Below are 13,119 nucleotides of genomic sequence, written 5' to 3' on the forward strand. Positions count from 1 at the left end.
TGAGCGGGTTTGAGCGTCAGACCCGAAACTGATCCATCAAACTCTGCTGCTGATTCGCCAGGCTATTGAGCGACTGACTCACCCGCGCCGACTCATTCGCCTGCCCCGACAGCGATTCCGTCACATCACGGATCGTCGCCACGTTGTTGTTGATCTCTTCGGCCACCGCGCTCTGTTCTTCAGCGGCGCTGGCGATCTGCAGGTTCATGTCGCTGATCACTGTCACCGCATCGCCGATCTGGCGCAACGCGGTTACGGCCTGGCCGACCTGTTCGACACTGCCCTGGGCCTGACGATGGCTGTTGCCCATCGAACCAACCACGTCCTGGGTGCCGTTCTGCAATTGCTCGATCACCTGGCGGGTTTCCTCCACCGACTCCTGGGTGCGGCGGGCGAGGTTGCGCACTTCGTCGGCGACCACCGCAAAGCCACGTCCGGCTTCACCGGCACGGGCGGCTTCGATGGCGGCGTTGAGGGCCAGCAGGTTGGTCTGCTCGGCGATGGCGCGGATGGTTTCCAGCACCGTGCCGATTTTTTCGCTGTTTGCCGCCAGGCCTTCGACCTGGACCATCGCCGCGCTCATGTCGGCGGCCAGGGTGTCGATGCTGGCGGTGGTGCGGTCGATCACGGTCAGGCCCTGACGCGTGGCGCGGTCGGCGTCCTTGGCCGCTTCGGCGGCTTGCGCGGCGCTGCGGGCCACGTCCTGGGCGGTGGCGCTCATTTCGTGGGACGCGGTGGCGACCTGATCGACCTGACGGTATTGCTGCTCCATGCCGGCGCTGGTCTGGGTGGCAATGGCCGAAGATTGGTCGGCGGTGTTGCGCGCATCCTGCACCGAGCGTTTCACTTCAGCGATGATCGGTTGCAGCTTGTCGAGGAAGCGGTTGAACCAACCGGCCAGTTGGCCGAGTTCGTCTTTCTTGTCATAGGCCAGACGACGGGTCAGATCGCCTTCGCCGCTGGCGATGTCTTCCAGCATGTGCGCCACGCCGAGGATCGGCTTGGTCACGCTGCGTGCCATCAGCCACACCAGCAGCAGGCCGAGCAGTGCTGCAAGCACGCCCAGGCTCAGTTCGATCAGGGTGCCCGAGGTGTTGCTGGCATCCAGTTGCTGCTTGAGTGCTTCGGCGCGACTCACCAGCACTTTCTCCGGCACATCCAGCAGCACGCCCCACGACGGACCACCGGGAATCGGCTGGAACGGCGACAGCACTTTCAGCTGCGCATTGCTGTGCAGGCTGCTGACGGTTTTGCTCGAGGCCAGCAGGCGCAGCAGTTCGGCGCCGCTGGTGGTGTCCACGGCATCCAGGCGCTGGCTGAGTTTGTTGGCGTCCGGGCTGTAACCGGCGAGCAGGCCGGCGGGGCTGATGATGCTCACGGCGGTCTGGCCGTCATAGAGCTTTTTGCTCGCGCCCTGGCTGATCGCCTGCAGGCTGTTGAGGTTGATGTCCACCGACAGCGAGGCGATGACTTTGCCGTTGACCATCAGCGGGAACACGATGCTGGTCATCAGCACCTTTTGCCCGTCGATCACATAGAAATAGGGCTCGATCACGCACGGCTTGAGCGTGGTGCGCGGGCAGGTAAACCAGGCATTGGCGGCCTGGCCGCTGGGGCCGGTGCTGGTGTCGGCCATGTCGCTTTCCGGCAGCGCCATCGAGGTCACTTTGCCAGGCGTCGGCTGTGACCAGTACAGGGCGAAGCGGCCCTTGTCGTTGCTGCCTAATTCACTTTGCCCGGCGAACAGCTCGTCCTTGCCGTCCAGTGCATTGGCTTCGAACACCAGCGACAGGCCGAGTAATTCCGGGTTGGCCTGCAGTGCGGATTTCACCTGGCGGGTCATGTCTTCGCGCAGGTCGAAGGCATCGAGGAAGCGCTTCTCGGCCTGTTCGCGCAGGAACAGCACCTGACGCGAAAAACCGTGGCCATATTGATAGGCGTCCATGAACTGCTGGCGAATGCCCGCCGCCTGAACTTCGCCCTGGGATTCGATGCGCGCCTGGGCCGATTCGGTGAGCATCTCCATGCTGGAGGCTTTGACCAGTTCAGAACTGTGCTCCATGCGATACAGCGAAAGACCCACCAACAGGGTCACGATACCGGCCAGGCAGAGGCCGGCGAGCAGGGTGATTTTCCATTGGATGGAAAGTTGTCTGAGCGACATGGAGACGTCCTTATTCGATAAATATCTGAGACTTTGCACTGTAACGGCCGCGTTTCGACTTTCTTTATGGCGCAAACGCAATATGGCGAATTGACGCACTTTGTGGCGGATATGCCGTTGTCGCCGGTTTGATCATGGAAAGTTACACAGTGACGCGACCGGTCGCTTTGACACTGCGCGCGCTCTGCGGCACAGTGCGCGCCCTTCTAATAAGACCCTCTATGCAAATCCGCTGGCGACCTTCGTGGCTTGCCGGCCGGACTCATCCTGTCTGGCGGTGAATGGCTTTACCGTCGTGTTTTTGAGGTAGTGAAATGAATGCAGTGATTGCTGCGGTCGGCGTCATGCTGATCCTCAGCCTGTCCCGGGTGCATGTGGTGATCGCGTTGATCGTCGGTGCGCTGGTCGGTGGCCTGACCGGCGGCCTGGGCATCGACGCCACGCTCAAGGCGTTCAACAGTGGCCTGGGCGGCGGGGCGACGGTGGCGTTGTCCTACGCGTTGCTCGGTGCTTTCGCGGTGGCGATTGCCAAATCCGGCCTGGCCCATGCGCTGGCCGACAAGGCCCTGGCGATGGTCGACCGTCAGCACGCATCCGGTGGCGGCAGCGTCAAATGGCTGCTGATCGGCTTGTTGTGGGTGGTGGCGATCGCCTCGCAGAACATCCTGCCGATCCACATTGCGTTCATTCCATTGCTGGTGCCGCCGCTTCTATATGTACTGACCAAGCTGCAACTGGATCGCCGGCTGATCGCCTGCGTCATGACTTTTGGCCTGATCACGCCGTACATGGTGTTTCCGGTGGGTTTCGGCAACATCTTCCTCAACCAGATCCTGCTGGCCAACGTCAGCAAAGCTGGCGTGGACATCAGCCAGGTCAACGTCATGCATGCGATGGCCATTCCGGCCGCAGGCATGGTGTTCGGTTTGTTGATGGCGGTGTTCTTCAGCTACCGCAAGAAGCGTGTCTATGATCTGGAAAAGATCGAGCAGGTCGAACAGGTCAGCGTCGCCTACAACCCGATGACCATCGGGATTGCCGGTCTGGCGATCGCTGCAGCCTTCATTATCCAACTGCTGCTGGACTCGATGATTATCGGGGCGCTGGCCGGTTTCCTGATCTTCTCGGCGTCGGGCATCGTCAAGTGGCGCGAGACTGACGGCCTGTTCACCGAAGGCATGAAAATGATGGCGATGATCGGCTTCATCATGATCGCCGCTTCGGGTTTTGCCGAAGTGTTGAAGGCCACCGGCGAGGTGCGCACGCTGGTCGAAAGCGCGGCGGCGCAGATCGATCACAGCAAGGCCATTGGCGCGCTGCTGATGCTGCTGGTGGGGCTGATGGTGACCATCGGCATCGGTTCGTCCTTCTCCACGGTGCCGATCCTCGCGGCGATTTTCGTCCCGCTGTGCGTGCAACTGGGTTTCAGCCCGATGGCAATCGTCTGCATCGTCGGCACTGCCGGGGCATTGGGCGACACCGGTTCGCCGGCCTCGGACTCGACCCTCGGCCCGACCTCCGGCCTGAACATCGACGGCCAGCACCACCACATCTGGGACACCGTGGTGCCGACCTTCCTGCACTACAACCTGCCGTTGCTGGCGGCCGGCTGGATGGCCGCAATGGTCTTGTAACACCCCAAACCGGATCGTTACTGCTCAGAACGTGGTAACGATCTGGTTAGACCTCAGCTCAACTTTTGCTTTCGCGTGCCGTTAACGCCTTTAACCACGCCAATAAAACCAAAAGAGTGAGCCCCCATGCGCCTGAGTCTCAAGGCTAAAGTCCTGTCCCTTGCCGTCCTTCCGGTCTTGCTCTTTGCGCTGGTGATCAGCCTGACCACGCTGTTCATTCTCCAGGAGCAGGCGCACAAGGAAGTCGAACAGACCCGCGAGCGCCTGCTCGGCGATGCCAAGGCCACTCTGGCCAGTTATGTCGCGGTGGCCATGACCACCATCAAACCGCTGTACGACGCTGCCGCCCCCGGTGACGCCGACGCACGGGCGCAGGTGATCAAGCTGCTGTCGGGCATCAAGTACGGCAAGGACGGCTACTTCTTCGGCTACGATTCCGAGACCGTGCGCCTGTTCAAGTCCACCGATCCCGAAGGCGTGGGCAAAAGCTTCAAGGACAACCGCGACCCGAACGGCGTCTACGTCAACCGCGACCTGGTGAAAGTGGCGAAAGACGGCACTCATTACCTGCAATACAGCTCGCCGCTGCCGGGTAATGCGCAGGTGTTGGTGCCGAAACTCGGCTACACCGAATACCTGGCGAAGTGGGACATGGCGGTCGGTACGTCGGTCAACCTCGACGGCATCGAGGCGCAAGTGGCGCTGGTCCAGGCCCAGGTTCAGGAGCGCATGGAAGGCGTGGTGCTGAGCATCGTCGGCGTGGCGGTGGTCGTGCTGCTGGTGATCGCGGTGGCGGGGCTGGTATTGGCCAATACCATTCTGCGGCCGCTGAACCTGATGAAAGCCAACCTTGACGACATCGCGGCAGGCGAGGGCGACCTGACCCGCCGTCTGACCATCACCAGTCAGGACGAACTCGGCGAACTGGCCGGCTCGTTCAACCGCTTCGTCGACAAGATCCACGGCCTGGTGCGGCAGATCACCGAGATGACCTCGCAATTGACCGGTCTGGTGACTCAGGTCTCGGATCAGGCCCAGCGTTCCGACCAGGCCATGGAGCGTCAACGCCATGAAACCGATCAGGTGGCTACGGCGATCAACGAAATGTCCGCCGCCGCCCAAGAAGTCGCCAAGAGCGCACAGAACGCCGCCGTCGCCGCGCAGCAGACCGACGAAGAAGGCCAGACTGCCAAGCGCGTGGTGGCCGGCAGCATCAAGCAGATTCATGCGCTGGTGGACGACATCCGCAGCAGCGGCGTGTCCCTCGATAGTCTGCAGCAGGACGTATCGTCGATTGTCGGCGTACTCGGAGTGATCCGCTCGATTGCCGAGCAGACTAACTTGTTGGCACTGAACGCCGCGATCGAAGCGGCCCGGGCCGGTGAGGCCGGGCGCGGGTTTGCGGTGGTGGCAGATGAGGTGCGGGCGCTGGCGTCGCGCACGCAGATCAGCACGCAGGAAATCCAGGGGATGATTGATCGCTTGCAGGCCGGTACGCAGTCGGCGGTCGAGGCGATGCGCCGTTCCAGCGAGGCGGGTGACGGCACCTCGGCTCAGGCCAATCAGGCGGGGGCGTCGCTGGATGCCATGGCGGATCTGATTGCGACCATCAATTCGATGAACGCGCAGATCGCCAGTGCCGCAGAAGAGCAGACCGCCGTGGCCGAAGAGATCAACCGCAGCGTGCATCAGATTGCGGTGGCGGTGGATAACGTGGCGGATGAGACACAGTTGGGGGCGCAGACTTCGCGCAGCCTGGCGGATCTGGGGCAGCGGCTGGGCAAACTGGTCGGGCAGTTCCGGATCTGATGCCGTTGCCGGGGCAGACCGTCAGGGTCTGTCCCAATACGGCACCTCCCCAAAACACTCGATAAAGAAATCAATCACCGTCCGCACCTTCACCGACAACCGCCGGCTCCCCGGCCACAGCACCGAAATCTGCTGCGGCTCCACACTGTTCGACACCTGATAATCCCCCAGCACAGGCACCAGCGTGCCCTCACGCACCGCCTCGCCAATCAGCCATGACGGAAACATCACCAGCCCCAAACCCTGTTCAGCGGCCTGGGTCAGGGTGTCCGCATGGTTGCCGGTAATCGGGCCTTTGACCGAGTACGGTGTCCACTCGCCCTGATCCTGCCGGAAAAACCAGCGCTGCTGACCGGTCGCGCCCTTGTAGGCCAGGCACTGATGGCGGGCGAGGTCTTCAGGATGCTGCGGCGTGCCGAAACGCTTGAGATACGCCGGGCTGGCCGCGACCTGAAAGCGGTGTGGCGCGAGTATCCGTGCCTGCATGCTCGAATCGTGCAACGGGCCGATGCGGAACAGCAGGTCGGCGCCTTCCTGCAGCGGGTCGATGTAGTGGTCGGTCTGCTGGATGTCCAGTTGCAGCTTCGGATAACGCTCGCACAATCGGCCGAGCCATGGCGTCAGATGGCGCTGGCCGAAGACCACCGGGGCGTTGATCCGTACCAGCCCGGTGGGCTCGCTTTGCTGTTCCTGCAACGCCTGTTCGGCTTCCTCCAGTTGCACCAGCACCAGCCGCGCGTGGTGGCCGAGCATGCGCCCGGCCTCGGTCGGCGTGACCGCGCGGGTGTGGCGGTAGAGCAGTTGCTGGTTCAGCGCCTGTTCCATCAACTGGATCTGTCGGGAAATCGAGGAGGGCGCCACGCCTTCGCGGCGGGCGACTTCGGAAAAGCTGCCGTGGTCGAGCACCGCCACAAACAGCCTTAGTGCCTTGAATCCCAGTTCGTTGAGTCCGTGCATCAAGTGTCCTGCTGTGCGAGTTGCGCAAAAGTGTTGTCCGGATGCTCCCATTTATCGCACAGCTGCGCCAGCCGATAATCCGCGCCATCGTTTCCTTCAGAGGTTTTGTGAATGCAGTCGTTTGATGAAGTGAGTGCCGCGCCGGCTCCGGTCGCCCGGCCGGGTTTGCGCTTGTTGCTGTTGCCGCTGGTGATTCTGGCCGGCATGGGTTTGTCGGTGGAGGCCGGGTTGCTGGGGCCGTTGGGTGAGCAGGTCGGGCACTTGTGGGCGACCTTGAGCATCTTCGGCGTCGGCTCGGCGATTCTGTTTTTGCTGTTGCTGTTTGCGGGGCCGCAGAAAGGTCCGGCGCTGACCGATCTGCCGCGCTGGCAGTTGATCGGCGGGTTTCTGGGGCCGATGTATGTGGTGGTGTTGACGCTGGCGACGCCGCATATCGGGATTGCCATGACGATGATTGCGATTTTGTCGGGGCAGGTGGGCAAGAGTGTGCTGATTGACCATTTCGGCTGGTTCGGCGCTACGCGCAAGAAGGTCAACGCTGAACGCTGGCTGGCGTTGGGGTTGATTGTGGCGGCACTGGTTTTGATTGCGCGGGGTTGATGAGATGAGTCTGGTGATTTTGTTGGCGGTGGTGGTGTTGGCCGGTGCGGTGTTGAGTGTGCAGGCGGCGATCAACGGGCGGTTGGGGGAGACTGTTGGGGTGTTGCGCAGCAGCCTTCTGACGTTTGTGGTCGGGGCGGTTTCGACCGGATTGCTGATTCTGTTTTTCGAACCGGCGCAGGCGGTGAGTCTGCTTGAGGTGCCGAAATGGCAACTCAGTGGTGCCTTGTTTGGCGTGGTTTATATGATGGTCATGGTAGGGGCGGTGCCTCGGGTGGGGACGGCTGTGGCGACGGTGGCGGTGATTGTCGGGCAGTTGGGGATGGGGATGCTGATCGACAATTTCGGTTGGCTGGGGAATTCCGCCATTGAGCTGTCGGGCGCGCGGATTCTGGCGATGGTCTGTCTGGGGTTGGCGTTGGTATTCATGTATCGCAGCAGTGTTCGGCAGGTGGGTTGATTACATATCCGTTGCTGCGGTAACGGCTTCTTAGGGTTCCGCCCTTACGGCGGGTCACTTTTGGCAAACGCCCCAAAAGTAACCAAAAGGTCTGTGCCCTGACGTACGGCCCTCGCTGTGGCTCGGGTTCCTTCGCTCCGGGATTGATCCGGGGGCATCGCCTACGGTTTGCTTCGCTGCACCTCCTCTCGATGCATGCGGCTGCGCCGCACGGTCGCTGCGCTCCCACCCCCGGATCAATCCCTCCACTCAGCCTACCGACGGGCCTTGAGATCAAAAGCTTTACTCGAGCTAACGCTCATCGTGGTGAGTGTTGGGGTATGGGGAGTGGGTGGTTTGGTTGTTGGGTTGTCTGGTGGTTTTCACCTTCTACACTGGTAGCACGGCTTGTTCCTTCAGCCTCAGACAACCACCACCAAAGGAGTCTGTTCCATGGCCGACAGAAAATGCGATTGCCCGGGATGTAGCTGCAAGATCAAGGAAGGCGAGCATTCCTACGTGGCGCACGGCAAGCACTATTGCTGTGAGGCCTGCGCTCATCACCACAAGGGCGGTGAAGAGTGTTCCGGCAAGGGTTGCCATTGCGCGCACCCGAAATAACGGGCTGCATGAAAAAGTGGAGCCTAGTCAGGCTCCACTTGCAGTTTCAGGCTGTCGTCGTCCAGGCGTTCGGTGTGGCGGACGGTGCCTTGCAGGCGTCGGCCTTCGACCCGGACGTCGACGGTTGTGGCTCGTTCGAGGTCTTCCGGTTGTGGGGCCGGGACGCGCAGGGCGAAGCAGTAGGGATCGTTTTCGACGGGTTCCAGGCCAACCGGGCAGTCGATGCTTCGGGTGACCCGGCCGGTTGCGGTGTCCAGGCTGTAGTCCAGATGCGCCGGGCTGCTGATGGTCGTCATGTGAGTTCCCCCGAAATACTTCCCACCTGCGCGCAAGCTTAGCTTGCCGGTCGCCACGTCACGTTTTCCACGCCGAATTTTTCTGCCATCGGCTTGCTGGTCTTTTGCACTTTTTCCCGGCCGAAGCGCGGTATGCGGCCCACCCCGGCGTCGCAGCTTGCCCAGTGCCACGCCTCGGTGTTGTCCATTTTGTCCGAGCGGATAATGAACGACTTTGGCGTGCCGTGAAGGGTGTAATCGATGACGTAAAGTTTTGCGTTGTTCATAAAGCCGTTCTTCCTCCCTGTGGTAATAGAAGGATCGCTGCGCACCGGGAAAATTCACTCGGATTGTCCGACGGTATCTATCAATGGCGAGGAACCGGGCGCACTGGTTACCATGACGCCTTCGCCAACCCTGATGAATGTTCGCCATGGCCCTCGCCACGCCCCCCGATCTGAGTGATACCGATGTGCCGGTGCAGCCGCTGGCGCGCACCTATCCGCGTGGGTTGTTCATTGAGCCGCACGAGCATGTCTGGGGGCAGTTGCTGTATGCGATGAGCGGGGTGATGTGGGTCGAGACCCCGCACGAGGCGCTGGTGGTGCCGCCGCAACGGGCGGTGTGGTTGCCGCCGGGGGTGCCCCACGGGATTCGGGTGGTGTCCGATTTGCAGATGCGCAATATCTACCTGCGCCCGGCGCTGGCGGCAACGCTGGATCAGACGGTGCAGGTGATCGAGGTCGGCGGTCTGTTGCGTGAGTTGATCGTCGGACTGGTGGCGCAGGGCGACAGCGGTGATACCGAGTATTACGAGGCGCTGGTCGGGCTGGCGCTGCTGGAGCTGAAACGCGCAAGGCGTTCACAGTTGAAAATCCCGCTGCCGGACGATGCCGACCGGCGGTTGATGAGTCTGTGTCAGGCGGTGATGGCCGCGCCATCGCTGGAGATTCCTTTCGAGCAACATGCCGAAAACGCCGGGGCCAGCGTGCGAACGTTGGCGCGGTTGTTCAAGGAAGGTCTGGGCATGGGTTTCGCCGAGTGGCGGCGGCAGGTGCAACTGGCGACGGCAGTCGCCGAGTTGATTCAGGGTGTGCCAGTCAGCGCGATTGCCCGGGAGCTGGGTTATTCGCCGAGCAGTTTCAGCGACATGTTCCGTCGTGAGCTGGGCGTAGCGCCTTCGCAGTTCGGTGCCGGGCAGCTTCCGGGCTGATTTGGCCGAAATTCAGAAGTCCTTGGCCGGTGCTTTCGCACAGCCTTCCCTAGACTTTGCCCATTCCCTTTGTGTGGCGGAGTGATCCCATGAACTACCTGATTTCCCTGGGCATCGGTCTGGGTGTCGGCCTGTTGTATGGCGCGCTGGATTTCCGTTCCCCGGCACCACCGGCCATCGCGCTGGTCGGCCTGTTGGGCATGCTGGCAGGCGAGCAGTTGTGGCCGCTGGGCCGGCAACTGGTCAGCGGCTGGTTGTCCTGAATTTCCTTTTTTCATTCGGTGGATGAACTCATGAAAGCACTGCAATTCGATAAAACCGGCGACCTGTCTTCCCTGCGCTTCGTCGAGGTGCCGACGCCGGTGCCGGGGGCCGACGAGGTGCTGGTGCAGATCAAGGCTGCGGGCCTCAATCCCAGTGACGTGAAGAACGTGCTCGGGCGATTCCCGTACACCACGTTGCCGCGTATTCCCGGTCGGGACTTTGCCGGGGTGGTGGTTGAAGGGCCGCAGGCGTTGATCGGTCAGGAAGTCTGGGGCACCGGGCGCGAGCTGGGCTTTTTCGCCGATGGCTCCCATGCGCAGTTCGTCAAACTGCCGGCCAATGGCGTGGCGCACAAACCTTCGCACTTGAGTTTCACCCAGGCCGCGAGCCTCGGCGTGCCTTACACCACGGCGTGGGATGCGCTGGAGCGCAGTCTGGTGAGTGCCGAAACCCGGTTGCTGGTGATCGGTGGCGGGGCGGTGGCGACGGCAGCCTTGGCGCTGGCCAAGGTGCGCGGCGCGCAGTTGCTGGCGGCGGCGCGGCGGCCGGAGCAGGTCAAGGATTTGCAGGCGCAGGGCTATCAGACGATCCAGCTGGACAAGCCTGAAGAACTCGGCGCTCAGGTCAACGCGGTATACCGCGGCGGCGCCGACGTGATCTTCGACACCACCGGGTTCTGGTTGCCTGCCTCGGTGCCGGCGCTGGCACCGTTCGGACGCATTGCGATCATCGCTGCGCCGGTGGACGGCCATGTGCAACTGCCGGCGCTGGCCCTGTATCGCAAGGGTGGCTCCGTGGTTGGCATCAACTCGTTGCTGTACGGCGTTGAAGCCTGTGCGGCGATGCTCGAGCAGTTCGGCCGGTTCTTCGACGAGGACCTGCTGCCACTGCCGCAAGGACTGGTCGAAGCACCGTTGGCCGACGGGCTGGCGCGCTATGCCGATGTCAATCAGGGCAGCGGCGACAAGGTCATCCTGATGCCTTGATGCCTTGATGCCTTGATGCTTATGCGTCCGGCACGCCGTGCTCCCACGCCGACCAGTGCTTCAGGATGTCCTGCACCAGCGGATTACCGGTGCGGTAGAGGTTTTCCAGGGCCGGCACAAATCCGCCCTGATCGGCGTACTTGAGCAGGTTGTCCACTTCGCTGCCGCCCGGCGCCGGGCGGTCGAAGTCGGAGCCGGCGCGCACCACGGCCAGGCGCTGCACGTCCACCAGGCCCTCGCGGCTGGCGCGCAACAACGCCTCGTAGGTGGAGTTGTCTTCCTGTTGGGTGGTGCAGTATTCACCCTTGTTGTCGGTCAGCAATTTGGTCCAGACTTCGGCGCGTTCGCTCAGGCGCGTGCCGGAGAACCAGGTGTTGCCCGCCAGCGTGTCGCAGCGGGTGACCACCGGCGGCTGATTGGCCGGTGCTGCCGGGTATTTCTGGCGCCACGCGGCCGATTCCTTGCTCTCGCTCAGTTCGACCTTGTGGCTCAGGGCGAAGGCCTTGGCCTGCAGTTTCGGGTTGAGTTCGAAGACCTCGGTCTTGTAGTCCAGCGGCGGTTTTTCGTTCGGGCCTTTGGTGTTGATGCCGAGGTAACCGGTTGGCCAGCTCGACGGCGCATCGCGTGAATCCAGTTCCCACTGGGTGCCGAACTCCACCAGATAATGCGCCCAGGCAGCGGTGCCGATGGTCCCGTGTTTCGGGCTGATGCCGGCAATCCCGGCGATCAGGAGGTAGCTTTTGCGCAGGTCGAATTTCGGTGACAGCGCCAGTGCCAGGGTCGAAGCGGCGGCATTGGTCTGGCCCATGCCGGTGGTCAACAGGCACACCTGCTGCGTGTTGCAGCGGATGGTCGGGTACTCGGCCGACAGGCCCGGCACGCGGATTTCCTGTTTGAGTTCGAGGCGCTCGATCCAGTTTTGCGCCTCCGGGGCGAACATGGTGATCAGCACCACTTTCGGTTGAATCGGTGCCTCGGCCGCCCAGGCGGTGGAGGAGAGCAGGGCCGCAGCGGCCAGTGATACACGCGTCATTGCTTTCATGATGGCTCCTGGATTCAGAACTGATAACCGATGCCGGCGTAGTAGCCCCAGCCGTTGGAGCGTGCGCGGAAGTTGCCGTCGCCGAAGTTCAGCTCGCTGCCGTCTTCCCAGTTGCCGCCGTTGTGGAAGTAACGGCCGACCAGGGTGAAACGCAGGTGGGTGAACGAGTACAGCAAGACGTTGGTCGCCACCGTGGCATTGGCGGTGCGCGCGGGGTTGTCCTTGTGCAGGTCCGAGCCGAAATCGAAGTTGGTGAAACCAATGTAGGTCAGCGAGGCACCGTTGCTGAATTTGTCGATCGGCACGATGTACTTGAGTTGCGCACGGTAGCCGTCCCACGAATATTCATTGCTGGCGCCGTAGTTTTCCCACTGGTAGCGCCCGTACAGGTTGGCCGACAGGTTGACCCGCGAGTGGGTGTCGATGTCGGTACCCAGACCGCTGTACAGCGTGTTGGCGCGGTTTTCCTTGCGGCTGCCGTGGTCGTAAATCCAGTCGAACGCCACGTACCATTCCTTGAACGGCCCGATGGCCAGGCTGCGGCCGGCGAGGTAGTCGATGGAGATGCGCGGTTCGTGCTCCATGAACACCGGCGAGCCGTGATCCCACACGCCTTTGTCATGGCTGTTGCCGATGTTGAAGATCTTCGGAATGTCGATGTAGCCATACAGCTCGAACGGGCCCTTGCGCCCGAAGTATTCGTATTCCAGGTAGATATCGTCGGCCGGTTGCGGTCCGAAGCTGATGTCCTTGCTGCCGATCAGCATCAGGTCCTGGTTGTACCAGTCCGACAGGTACGCGCCTTTTTTCGGCGGGCTGGCTTCGGGGCTGAGGGCTTCGCCCTGGGCGGATTCTTCGGGCAATGCAGGTTGCGCCAGCGCAGTGTGGCTGAGAACTCCGGTAACGCCGGTCAGTAGCAAAGAAACAGCAAAGGTGCGCGCAAACGGCGCGCGAAGAAAGGATGCAGCGTGCATTCAAAGTCCTTTTTGCGGGGCGAGGCCCGGGTTTTGCGGGGCGGTATGGTTTTGTGACGAAAACGTCGAGATTGACGATTCGCAAACGTTTGCACAAGCCGTACCACTTCTTCGGGTGTTTAACAAAAGGCGTAAAGACAG

At 62.0% G+C, this 13,119-nt stretch carries 13 protein-coding genes and 3 pseudogenes; 9 read left to right on the top strand and 7 right to left on the bottom strand.

What is annotated here, in order from left to right; genetic code table 11:
* Nucleotides 1-16: 16 nt before the first annotated feature.
* A complete protein-coding gene (locus ACKLNA_RS00940; RefSeq protein WP_371807414.1) occupies nucleotides 17-772 on the bottom strand; it encodes a methyl-accepting chemotaxis protein in 756 nt (251 codons plus the stop codon).
* Nucleotides 773-874: 102 nt separating this feature from the next.
* A pseudogene (locus ACKLNA_RS00945) lies at nucleotides 875-2,164 on the bottom strand (HAMP domain-containing protein); the annotation flags it as partial.
* A gap of 314 nt (nucleotides 2,165-2,478) precedes the next feature.
* Here ACKLNA_RS00945 and ACKLNA_RS00950 point away from each other — a divergent pair.
* The 3 genes and pseudogenes from ACKLNA_RS00950 to ACKLNA_RS00960 form a co-directional block, all read left to right on the top strand.
* Nucleotides 2,479-3,798: a Na+/H+ antiporter family protein gene (locus tag ACKLNA_RS00950; protein WP_085712531.1), complete on the top strand. Its 1,320-nt coding sequence runs from the start codon at nucleotides 2,479-2,481 to the stop codon at nucleotides 3,796-3,798.
* A gap of 126 nt (nucleotides 3,799-3,924) precedes the next feature.
* A pseudogene (locus ACKLNA_RS00955) lies at nucleotides 3,925-4,701 on the top strand (cache domain-containing protein); the annotation flags it as partial.
* 312 nt (nucleotides 4,702-5,013) lie between these two features.
* A pseudogene (locus tag ACKLNA_RS00960) lies at nucleotides 5,014-5,607 on the top strand (methyl-accepting chemotaxis protein); the annotation flags it as partial.
* Between the two features lie 21 nt (nucleotides 5,608-5,628).
* Here the strand turns inward: ACKLNA_RS00960 and ACKLNA_RS00965 are convergent.
* A complete protein-coding gene (locus tag ACKLNA_RS00965) occupies nucleotides 5,629-6,564 on the bottom strand; it encodes a LysR family transcriptional regulator (protein WP_408984577.1) in 936 nt (311 codons plus the stop codon).
* Between the two features lie 111 nt (nucleotides 6,565-6,675).
* Between ACKLNA_RS00965 and ACKLNA_RS00970 the strand changes: the two genes are divergently transcribed.
* The 3 genes from ACKLNA_RS00970 (at nucleotide 6,676) to ACKLNA_RS00980 (ending at nucleotide 8,224) form a co-directional block, all read left to right on the top strand.
* Nucleotides 6,676-7,164: a DMT family transporter gene (locus ACKLNA_RS00970; protein WP_039770247.1), complete on the top strand. Its 489-nt coding sequence runs from the start codon at nucleotides 6,676-6,678 to the stop codon at nucleotides 7,162-7,164.
* A 4-nt stretch (nucleotides 7,165-7,168) separates the two neighbouring features.
* Nucleotides 7,169-7,624 carry a DMT family transporter gene (locus ACKLNA_RS00975; RefSeq protein WP_408984578.1) on the top strand — a complete coding sequence of 152 codons (456 nt, stop codon included), beginning with the start codon at nucleotides 7,169-7,171 and terminating at the stop codon, nucleotides 7,622-7,624.
* A 432-nt stretch (nucleotides 7,625-8,056) separates the two neighbouring features.
* Nucleotides 8,057-8,224 (top strand): metallothionein, encoded by a 168-nt coding sequence (locus tag ACKLNA_RS00980; protein ID WP_085686659.1) that lies wholly within the window; start codon nucleotides 8,057-8,059, stop codon nucleotides 8,222-8,224.
* A gap of 23 nt (nucleotides 8,225-8,247) precedes the next feature.
* Here ACKLNA_RS00980 and ACKLNA_RS00985 read toward each other — a convergent pair whose 3' ends face one another.
* Nucleotides 8,248-8,520 carry a hypothetical protein gene (locus ACKLNA_RS00985; RefSeq protein WP_134827471.1) on the bottom strand — a complete coding sequence of 91 codons (273 nt, stop codon included), beginning with the start codon at nucleotides 8,518-8,520 and terminating at the stop codon, nucleotides 8,248-8,250.
* 38 nt (nucleotides 8,521-8,558) lie between these two features.
* Nucleotides 8,559-8,786 carry a DUF6555 family protein gene (locus tag ACKLNA_RS00990; RefSeq protein ID WP_064597962.1) on the bottom strand — a complete coding sequence of 76 codons (228 nt, stop codon included), beginning with the start codon at nucleotides 8,784-8,786 and terminating at the stop codon, nucleotides 8,559-8,561.
* A 137-nt stretch (nucleotides 8,787-8,923) separates the two neighbouring features.
* Here ACKLNA_RS00990 and ACKLNA_RS00995 point away from each other — a divergent pair, with 137 nt between their 5' ends.
* The 3 genes from ACKLNA_RS00995 (at nucleotide 8,924) to ACKLNA_RS01005 (ending at nucleotide 10,962) form a co-directional block, all read left to right on the top strand.
* Nucleotides 8,924-9,712 carry an AraC family transcriptional regulator gene (locus ACKLNA_RS00995; RefSeq protein WP_408984579.1) on the top strand — a complete coding sequence of 263 codons (789 nt, stop codon included), beginning with the start codon at nucleotides 8,924-8,926 and terminating at the stop codon, nucleotides 9,710-9,712.
* Between the two features lie 89 nt (nucleotides 9,713-9,801).
* The gene (locus tag ACKLNA_RS01000; protein ID WP_085712525.1) at nucleotides 9,802-9,975 is read left to right on the top strand and encodes a DUF1427 family protein; all 174 of its coding nucleotides are present in this window, start codon (nucleotides 9,802-9,804) and stop codon (nucleotides 9,973-9,975) included.
* Nucleotides 9,976-10,005: 30 nt separating this feature from the next.
* The gene (locus ACKLNA_RS01005) at nucleotides 10,006-10,962 is read left to right on the top strand and encodes a zinc-binding alcohol dehydrogenase family protein (protein WP_408984580.1); all 957 of its coding nucleotides are present in this window, start codon (nucleotides 10,006-10,008) and stop codon (nucleotides 10,960-10,962) included.
* Between the two features lie 19 nt (nucleotides 10,963-10,981).
* Here the strand turns inward: ACKLNA_RS01005 and ACKLNA_RS01010 are convergent, their stop codons facing one another.
* Nucleotides 10,982-12,004: a purine-nucleoside phosphorylase gene (locus tag ACKLNA_RS01010; protein ID WP_408984581.1), complete on the bottom strand. Its 1,023-nt coding sequence runs from the start codon at nucleotides 12,002-12,004 to the stop codon at nucleotides 10,982-10,984.
* A gap of 14 nt (nucleotides 12,005-12,018) precedes the next feature.
* Complete coding sequence (locus tag ACKLNA_RS01015) at nucleotides 12,019-12,978, bottom strand: nucleoside-specific channel-forming protein Tsx (RefSeq protein ID WP_408984582.1); 960 nt, start codon at nucleotides 12,976-12,978, stop codon at nucleotides 12,019-12,021.
* Nucleotides 12,979-13,119: the final 141 nt, after the last annotated feature.

It is taken from the genome of Pseudomonas sp. UV AK001 (genome assembly GCF_046097675.1).
Taxonomy (GTDB): Bacteria; Pseudomonadota; Gammaproteobacteria; order Pseudomonadales; family Pseudomonadaceae; genus Aquipseudomonas; species Aquipseudomonas kribbensis.

Excerpts from the sequence above, each read along its gene's own strand:
- ACKLNA_RS00940 (WP_371807414.1), bottom strand. The coding sequence starts at position 772 with ATGGAGCAGCAATACCGTCAGGTCGATCAGGTCGCCACCGCGTCCCAC.
- ACKLNA_RS00950 (WP_085712531.1), top strand. The coding sequence starts at position 2,479 with ATGAATGCAGTGATTGCTGCGGTCGGCGTCATGCTGATCCTCAGCCTG.
- ACKLNA_RS00965 (WP_408984577.1), bottom strand. The coding sequence starts at position 6,564 with ATGCACGGACTCAACGAACTGGGATTCAAGGCACTAAGGCTGTTTGTG.
- ACKLNA_RS00970 (WP_039770247.1), top strand. The coding sequence starts at position 6,676 with ATGCAGTCGTTTGATGAAGTGAGTGCCGCGCCGGCTCCGGTCGCCCGG.
- ACKLNA_RS00975 (WP_408984578.1), top strand. The coding sequence starts at position 7,169 with ATGAGTCTGGTGATTTTGTTGGCGGTGGTGGTGTTGGCCGGTGCGGTG.
- ACKLNA_RS00980 (WP_085686659.1), top strand. The coding sequence starts at position 8,057 with ATGGCCGACAGAAAATGCGATTGCCCGGGATGTAGCTGCAAGATCAAG.
- ACKLNA_RS00985 (WP_134827471.1), bottom strand. The coding sequence starts at position 8,520 with ATGACGACCATCAGCAGCCCGGCGCATCTGGACTACAGCCTGGACACC.
- ACKLNA_RS00990 (WP_064597962.1), bottom strand. The coding sequence starts at position 8,786 with ATGAACAACGCAAAACTTTACGTCATCGATTACACCCTTCACGGCACG.
- ACKLNA_RS00995 (WP_408984579.1), top strand. The coding sequence starts at position 8,924 with ATGTTCGCCATGGCCCTCGCCACGCCCCCCGATCTGAGTGATACCGAT.
- ACKLNA_RS01000 (WP_085712525.1), top strand. The coding sequence starts at position 9,802 with ATGAACTACCTGATTTCCCTGGGCATCGGTCTGGGTGTCGGCCTGTTG.
- ACKLNA_RS01005 (WP_408984580.1), top strand. The coding sequence starts at position 10,006 with ATGAAAGCACTGCAATTCGATAAAACCGGCGACCTGTCTTCCCTGCGC.
- ACKLNA_RS01010 (WP_408984581.1), bottom strand. The coding sequence starts at position 12,004 with ATGAAAGCAATGACGCGTGTATCACTGGCCGCTGCGGCCCTGCTCTCC.
- ACKLNA_RS01015 (WP_408984582.1), bottom strand. The coding sequence starts at position 12,978 with ATGCACGCTGCATCCTTTCTTCGCGCGCCGTTTGCGCGCACCTTTGCT.